General features: G+C 37.4%; 8 protein-coding genes. 3 read left to right on the top strand and 5 right to left on the bottom strand.

Annotation, left to right across the window (positions count from 1 at the left end; translation table 11 throughout):
* Both WBN20_RS12985 and WBN20_RS12980 read right to left on the bottom strand, forming a co-directional pair.
* Positions 1-773: mevalonate kinase family protein (locus WBN20_RS12985; protein ID WP_424282001.1), on the bottom strand; the 773-nt coding region annotated here is incomplete at its 3' end.
* Positions 774-832: 59 nt separating this feature from the next.
* On the bottom strand, positions 833-1,915 hold the full coding sequence (locus WBN20_RS12980) for a diphosphomevalonate/mevalonate 3,5-bisphosphate decarboxylase family protein (protein ID WP_424282000.1): 1,083 nt from the start codon (positions 1,913-1,915) through the stop codon (positions 833-835).
* 69 nt (positions 1,916-1,984) lie between these two features.
* Here WBN20_RS12980 and WBN20_RS12975 point away from each other — a divergent pair, with 69 nt between their 5' ends.
* Complete coding sequence (locus WBN20_RS12975; protein WP_424281999.1) at positions 1,985-2,485, top strand: TspO/MBR family protein; 501 nt, start codon at positions 1,985-1,987, stop codon at positions 2,483-2,485.
* Here the strand turns inward: WBN20_RS12975 and WBN20_RS12970 are convergent.
* Positions 2,482-3,024: a DUF1697 domain-containing protein gene (locus WBN20_RS12970; RefSeq protein ID WP_424281998.1), complete on the bottom strand. Its 543-nt coding sequence runs from the start codon at positions 3,022-3,024 to the stop codon at positions 2,482-2,484. The two genes, WBN20_RS12975 and WBN20_RS12970, sit on opposite strands and share 4 nt — an antisense overlap.
* A 130-nt stretch (positions 3,025-3,154) precedes the next feature.
* Here WBN20_RS12970 and glpK point away from each other — a divergent pair, with 130 nt between their 5' ends.
* A complete protein-coding gene (gene glpK, locus WBN20_RS12965) occupies positions 3,155-4,645 on the top strand; it encodes a glycerol kinase GlpK (protein WP_424281997.1) in 1,491 nt (496 codons plus the stop codon).
* An 18-nt stretch (positions 4,646-4,663) separates the two neighbouring features.
* The gene (locus tag WBN20_RS12960; RefSeq protein WP_424281996.1) at positions 4,664-5,398 is read left to right on the top strand and encodes an MIP/aquaporin family protein; all 735 of its coding nucleotides are present in this window, start codon (positions 4,664-4,666) and stop codon (positions 5,396-5,398) included.
* Positions 5,399-5,408: 10 nt separating this feature from the next.
* On the opposite strand, the gene WBN20_RS12955 is transcribed toward WBN20_RS12960, so the two are convergent.
* The gene (locus WBN20_RS12955) at positions 5,409-6,698 is read right to left on the bottom strand and encodes an NAD(P)/FAD-dependent oxidoreductase (RefSeq protein ID WP_424281995.1); all 1,290 of its coding nucleotides are present in this window, start codon (positions 6,696-6,698) and stop codon (positions 5,409-5,411) included.
* The gene (locus WBN20_RS12950) at positions 6,698-7,444 is read right to left on the bottom strand and encodes a glycerophosphodiester phosphodiesterase (protein WP_424281994.1); all 747 of its coding nucleotides are present in this window, start codon (positions 7,442-7,444) and stop codon (positions 6,698-6,700) included. Before WBN20_RS12950 ends, WBN20_RS12955 begins: the two co-directional genes overlap by 1 nt.
* Between the last annotated feature and the right edge of the window lie 245 nt (positions 7,445-7,689).

Genomic DNA, 7,689 nt, shown 5'->3' with positions numbered 1-7,689 from the left:
GGGATCATAGGTTTGAAATGATCCAAAACCACATGCGAAAGTTGCTTCAGATTCCCAAAAAGCGACTTCACATTGCCACTTACAAAATCCTCAACACAGGCATCGGTATGTTTAATAAACTGATCCTTCAAAACTTTACGGAAGCCTTCATGTTTCATTTTATCCATAAAAATTTCCACCATCGGTGCTGTTTCTCCTATGATTCCACTATCCAATAAAAAGACCGCGCCTTTCCCATTCAAATTTTGGGAGGGTATACTGGTAGATTCTATATTTTCTTGTGAATTAATTAGAATAGGTAAGCTTAGATAGCTATTTAAAGGATCCAGCCCGGAAGATTTACCATGGAAAAATGATTCCATTTTACCGAAAATCATTTTGAGTTTTAGTAATTTTTCCCGGGTCAGGTTTTCGAGTACTGTGATTTTTTCAATAGAATACTTGTCATAAATTGCGGCTACCAAAGCACCACTACTTCCAATACCGTAACCCTGGGGAATAGAACTGTCAAAATACATCCCATCATCCACATCAACCTTTAAGGCCTTCAAATCAATAGAGAATAGCGTGGGTTCCTGACCTTGTAAATTGGTTAAATAATGAAAATATTTTTTCAGGCTTTCATTAGACTTCTTAGCCGTTTCAGACAGATTCTCGTCTTTCTTAAGGGCTCCCTTAAAGAAATTGTAAGGAATAGAGAGTCCTTTGGAATCCTTGATGATTCCGTATTCACCAAAAAGTAAAATTTTTGAATAAAAAAGAGGTCCTTTCATCTGAATTCAATTAAGTTTGACTCTAAGATAGGGTGTATTAATCTTAATAAGGGCTCAAATTACATTTTTTTGGCCCCAAAACCAATTCGGTCGCAAATATACTGCTCATTTTCACAATACGCAATTAGCTCCTCTTTAATAAATTTGTTGACCTCGTTTTTTTCATTATCAGGGTAAAGCAGATGTATATTCGCCCCGGCATCTAAGGTAAAACATAGATGATTTTGTCTAGCTCTCCGAAATTCCCAAATTTTCTCAATAATGTTCAGTGTATTAGGTTTCATAAGGATAAAATAAGGAATACTGGTCATCATCATTGCATGCAAAGTGAGTGCCTCACTCTCAACTACTTCTATAAACTCATCCAGATTACCTTCAGCGAATATTGAACGTAAGCGTATCAGATTGTCGTGAGCCTGTACAAATCGATTTTGTGCAAATGGGTGGCCGTTCATAAGATCATGGCCAACAGTACTACTAACACTTTTCTGCCCTTTATGTACGAGTAAAATAGTATCCTGATAGGTTTTGAACACCTCATCCACCGGATAAGGATAGGGTATTCCATATAGATTTGTGCTCCCAGCTATTTCGTTATGCTCCCCCCATTGAACAAGGTTACCTTTAATACTTCTACAGGCACTACCTGATCCCAATCGTGCTAAGAAAGATGCTTTTTTATAGAAAAAATCCGGATCCATTTCGGAAACCATTTGCTTTTCTATATCCATTAGACATAAAGCCAAAGCGGCCATACCACTGGCAGAAGAGGCAATGCCGCTGCTATGTGGAAAGGTGTTGGAGGTATCAATAGAGAAATGATAACTTCTAAGAAAAGGAATATACTTTTCAATCCGTTTAAAAAATGTTACAATCTTGGGCTTAAAATCTTCCCTTGATTTTCCTTCAAAAAATAAATCAAATGAAAACTCATTACTTGCTTGAGCAAGCTTAGTAAAGGCCACAGAAGTTATTGTTCTGCACTCATCCAGCGTAAAACTTACTGATGCATTTGCCGGTATTTGATTTTGCTTCTTACCCCAGTACTTAACTAATGCAATATTACTTGGGGCTTTCCACTGTACCCTACCTTGTTCCTTATCAATCCTGTAAGGCAAGGGAATAAAGTCGTCTTCGATCATGTACACAACAATTTATGCAAAGATAGTTTTTAAGCGCATTTGCTATAGCCTCTATTAAAATAAATTACTATGTTAGATAACTTACATCCAGTAATTTTGAAAAAGAAGCTTACCTATATTGCCATTTCTGTGTCTATATGTCTTATCATAGGCTTTCTATCCGGGTATGCAACTCAGTCTTCAGTAAATGATTGGTACTTATCACTGAATAAACCTAGTTTTAATCCTCCAAATTGGATTTTTGGACCGGTTTGGACATTGCTATATATTCTAATGGGGATAGCCGCAGGTATTGTTTGGACAAAAGGATTTCATCATATTTGGGTGAAAACGGCATTATATAATTTTGGGTTTCAGTTATTATTTAACGCCCTCTGGAGTGTTGTTTTTTTTGGATTTAAAAACCCCTTCTGGGCACTTTTGGTAATTCTGTTTCTACTTGCTCTAATTTTGCTAACCATTAAATGGTTCAATGTAGTGAGCAGGACAGCAGCATATCTCCTCATTCCCTATTTTTTATGGGTTTGTTTTGCTACCATCTTAAATTATAAGATTTGGGAAATGAACTAGCTTTTGCTTAGTTCCAACAGTTTTAATACCGTTTTATGGTTTCTTGCTGTAGCCCTAACCTGAAGTTTTTGCTCAAATAGGTTAGTGTTAAGTTTTGCCTTACCCATTCCACAAAGGCATTTGAGATAGATATAATCCTTACATACAAAAAACCTTTCATTTTGAAATTTAGTCTCATTAAATAATTCTACCGTCTTTCTTTCAGGAATATCCTTAAGAAATACATAATATACTTTGCTTGTATCATTCCCATCTAAAGGTTTAAATGGATTGTTACTTACTATTTTTTCAATCCTGGATCTGGTTAAAACAATTACAGGTACCAGATAGCCATAGGCTTTTTCCAGTGCACTTTCTATTTGCTGTTCCAGCTTTTTGGTGTCTGCTTCATTGCTTTGAAATATAACATTCCCACTTTGGATGTATGATGTAACCGCTAAAAATCCTGATTTTTCAAAAATCATCCTCAAATCGGCCATCATTATTTTTTTGTGACCTCCAACGTTGATGCCCCTTAGTAGGGCTATATATTTAGGCATTGCAAGACAAACTTTAAAACATAGACAAAAAATACAGCATTTAAGTTAGCTAATTATCATAGTATAAAATAAATCAAATACATTTATTATCTTTCATTTTTAAACCTATAAAATCAACACTGCTAATAGCATGCAAACCTATATCCTTGCTTTTGATCAAGGCACCACAAGCTGTAGAGCATTAATTTTTGATAAAACAGGAAGTATTATTTCCACTTCCCAGAGAGAATTTACGCAATATTTTCCCAAACCTGGTTGGGTAGAGCATGATGCAATGGAGATTTGGTCTACGCAAGTGGCAATGGCTGCTGAAACGGTTGCTAAAAAAGGATTAGAAGCAAAGAATATCGCAGCAATAGGAATTACCAATCAACGTGAAACCGTAGTTGTTTGGGATAAAAAAACTGGAAAACCTGTTTATAATGCCATTGTCTGGCAAGACAAAAGAACTGCCAAATATTGCGACTTTTTAAAAAGTGAAGGAAAGTCCCAATGGATTCGCAAAAAAACAGGTCTTGTAATTGATGCTTATTTCTCAGGCACAAAAATAAAATGGATCTTAGACAATGTAGAAGGAATACGGGAAAGAGCAGAGGCGGGTGATTTAATAATGGGAACAATAGATACCTGGCTTATTTGGAACATGACCAAAGGAGAATTACATGTGACTGATGTAACCAACGCTTGCAGAACACTTTTATTCAACATCAACACTCTTGAATGGGATGATGAACTTCTAGAGTTATTTACAATTCCAAAGAGCATGCTGCCCGAAGTAAAACAGTCTAGTGAGATTTACGGACATACTGCTCCGGGACTATTTGCAACCAGAATTCCAATTTCGGGCATAGCAGGGGATCAACAGGCTGCATTATTTGGTCAAATGTGCACAAAGAAGGGAATGGTAAAAAACACTTATGGTACGGGATGTTTTATGTTAATGAATATTGGTGATAAACCAATAGTATCTAAAAATAATCTTCTTACTTCGGTCGCCTGGCAAATAAATGGTAAAGCTGAATACGTCCTCGAAGGAAGTATATTCATTGCTGGGGCTGTTGTTCAGTGGCTTAGAGATAGCCTTAAAATTATTAAAACATCTAAAGAAGTAGAACAACTGGCCGGTTCTGTGGCAGATTCGGGTGGAGTTTATTTTGTCCCTGCTTTTGCAGGTTTGGGAGCTCCGCACTGGAATCAACATGCACAAGGCACTATATTTGGTCTGACCCGGGGAAGTACAGATGCTCATATTGCAAGAGCAGCCTTGGAATCTATTGCCTTTCAGACTATGGATATTTTAAAGGCAATGGAAGCAGATTCGGGGATATCAATTAAGGAATTAAGGGTAGATGGAGGTGCAACAGTTAACAATCTACTTATGCAATTTCAAGCAGATGTATTAAATACAGTAACGGTAAGACCAAAAATAGTAGAAACCACAGTAATGGGTGCTGCATTCCTCGCCGGACTTGCAGTAGGTTACTGGGATAATCTGGAGCAAATTCAGGAGATTTGGCAAACCGATGTACATTTTATCCCAACTACAGACCGGGTTTCAATAAACAAGCAGATTGATGGCTGGTATAAAGCCATTGAAGCGCTAGAATTTTGGGCAAAATAGGTAAAACTAATATTATATATGACACCATTTATCGCTGAAATAATAGGGACATTTCTGTTAATCCTACTCGGGTGCGGAGTCACCGCCAATGTAGTATTAAAAGATACCAAAGGTCACAATAGTGGATGGATTGTAATTACAACCGGCTGGGCATTTGCGGTTTATATTGGTGTTGTTGTTGCTGCCCCTTATAGTGGAGCACATATTAATCCTGCGGTGAGTATAGGTCTGGCCGCTGCGGGAGAATTTCCCTGGAATATGGTTCCTTCCTACTTGCTGGCTCAATTTCTGGGAGCTATGCTGGGTGCTTCATTAGTATGGCTGATTTACATATACCATTTTGACCGAACTGAGGAAAAAAGTCTAAAACTTGTAGTTTTTAGCACCAGTCCGGCTATCAAAAATATATTCGCAAACTTACTGGTGGAAATTTCGGGAACATTTGTTCTGGTCTTTGCGGTTCTCTTTTTTACAGACGCTACTATTGTGGAGTCAGACACTGTAATAGGTTTGGGTTCACTCGGGGCTATTCCCGTTGCCTTTGTAGTTTGGGGAATTGGACTATCTCTGGGTGGCACTACAGGTTATGCCATAAACCCGGCAAGGGATCTTGGGCCAAGAATTATGCATGCTCTGCTTCCTATTAAAAACAAAGGCAAAAACGACTGGTCTTATTCATGGATTCCGGTGATTGGACCCATTTTGGGTAGCGTACTTGCTGCTTTTCTTTACCTCGTATTTCAGCTTGTCTAATTTACGTCTTCTATAAAGACTTCGCAATCGCCTGAGCAGCAATATAAGCCCCGGTCCATGCATTTTGAAAATTAAAGCCTCCGGTAACAGCATCTATATTTAATACCTCACCTGCAAAATACAAGCCGGGGAGAATTTTACTCTCAAAAGTCTTAAAATTTACCTCTTTAAGATCCACGCCACCGGCAGTTACAAATTCTTCCTTAAAGGTACTCTTGCCTTCTACATTGAATTCTGCAGCTGTTATAAATTGCCCGAGTCTATCCAACTGCTTCCCGGTAACATCGGCCCATTTTAAATCCTTTGCTATATCGGACGCAATAACCAATTTGCCCCATAATCTTGCAGGGATATCGATAGCCTTCGTTTTGTAAATTGTCTTCTTTGGATCGACTTGTTTTATCTCATTAAAAAGAGCTAAAATACCCTCCTTGTGATAATCTGGCATCCAATTTATTCTCACCCTAAACCTGTAATCGTATTCATTTAATAATCTTGCAGCCCTGGCCGATAGTTTTAAGATAACCGGACCACTCAAACCCCAATGTGTAATTAGAACAGGACCTTCTGACGTCAAATTTAAAGTTCCGCCTTTTCTGTTGTTAAATTTGGTATTGATCTCTTTCCCTTTCATCTGTCTGGGTAAAATTTCAATCCTGGCATTAGTACTCAGTCCGTGAATTCCTGAAATTCTACTATCATTAATATTAAATGTAAATAAAGAAGGTACAGGAGTCACAATAGTATGCCCAAGTTGTTCTAACAAGTTCCATATTTTAGTGCTGCTTCCTGTTGCAAGTACAATTCTTTTTGCCTGATAAACCTTTTTAACCGATTGCACCTGCCAAATCTCCTCTTTACCTAATTTATTATCTTTAAAGGGCAGAATATTTATAACTGAGCTACTCTTAAGGAGGGTAATACCATATTTCTGTATTTCACTAAGAAAACAATCAATAATGGTCTGGGAGGAATTGCTTGCCGGGAACATTCTCCCATCAGATTCTGTTTTTATTTTTATTCCGCGTTTTTCAAAAAATTGTATGGTATCAGCTGTGGAATAAACGTGAAACGGCCCCAAAAGTTCCTTTTCGCCTCTGGGATAGTTTTTTACCAATGCTGAAGGCTCAAATTCCGCATGGGTAACATTACATCGGCCACCACCTGAAACCTTAACTTTGGACAGGACTTGCTTTCCACGTTCCAATATGGCTATTTTCAATTTAGGATTTGCTTCGGCTGCATGAATAGCGCAATAAAACCCGGCAGCCCCACCCCCTATTACAATAACATCAAACATTAGTTGACCCGCTCCGGGTAATTAGTGAAAATACCATCAACACCCAATTTTCTCATATTTGAAATTTGCTCTGCATCATTTACAGTCCAGGTGAAAATTTTAAAACCCTGACTTTTAATTTCAGAGACATTTTCTTTGGTTAAATTAAGGTAATAAGGGTTTATAGCTACCGCTTTTAGATCTTTGGCAATTGCAATGGCATCTAATGGATTGTCCTCCGTTAGTACGGCAATTTTGATGTCCCTATTAATACCGCGCATATTTTTTAGCTCCTCCCAATTAAAGCTAGAGATCAGAAAATCATCCAAAACCCAGCCTTCATCCTCCATATAAGTATTGATAATGTGAATTACACCTTCAGATGTGCCGGGGCCTTTTAGTTCAATATTCAAGGGTACCTTATGATTAATAACATCTAAAACTTCGCTTAGTAAGGGAATTTTATGGTTTCCTTCAACGTTCAAATTTTTAAGGGATTCTAAATCCAAACTTTCAATATCACCGCTTCCATTTGTTAATCGGTCAATTTTCTCATCATGAAAGACAACTATTTCACCACTCGTGATTTTAAAGACATCTATTTCTATCATATCTACATTCAGGTCAAGTGCTTTCTGAATGGAAGCAAGGGTATTTTCTGTCTCGTGCCCCATTGCCCCCCTGTGTCCTATGGTAAGTAAGGTGTTACTTTTCTCTTCGCAATTCATAAAAAAAAGTATAAGTAGTACAGGTATAAATCTTCTCATCTAATTGAACATTTATTCACTCAAAAGTACAACATGATCTGTAAAATAATCAGAATATCCTCGTCTATTAGAAATAGAGCTACTTAACATCCATAAAAAATAATCTTAAGTCTAGTAGGTATATCCTAAAAGAGATAATTTGAGCCAGGGTTCAGCTTTTTTCAAATAATTTAATCGGAAAGTTTTAAGATAAATGACTCTAACGGATCAATCTCCACATTTAATCTACCTATTCCATCACCAAC

Origin of the sequence: Eudoraea sp. (assembly GCF_049665975.1) — a bacterium.
Lineage (GTDB): Bacteria > Bacteroidota > Bacteroidia > Flavobacteriales > Flavobacteriaceae > Eudoraea.
Note: the sequence above shows the minus strand (reverse complement) of the source record. Positions and strands in the feature narration are given on the sequence as shown.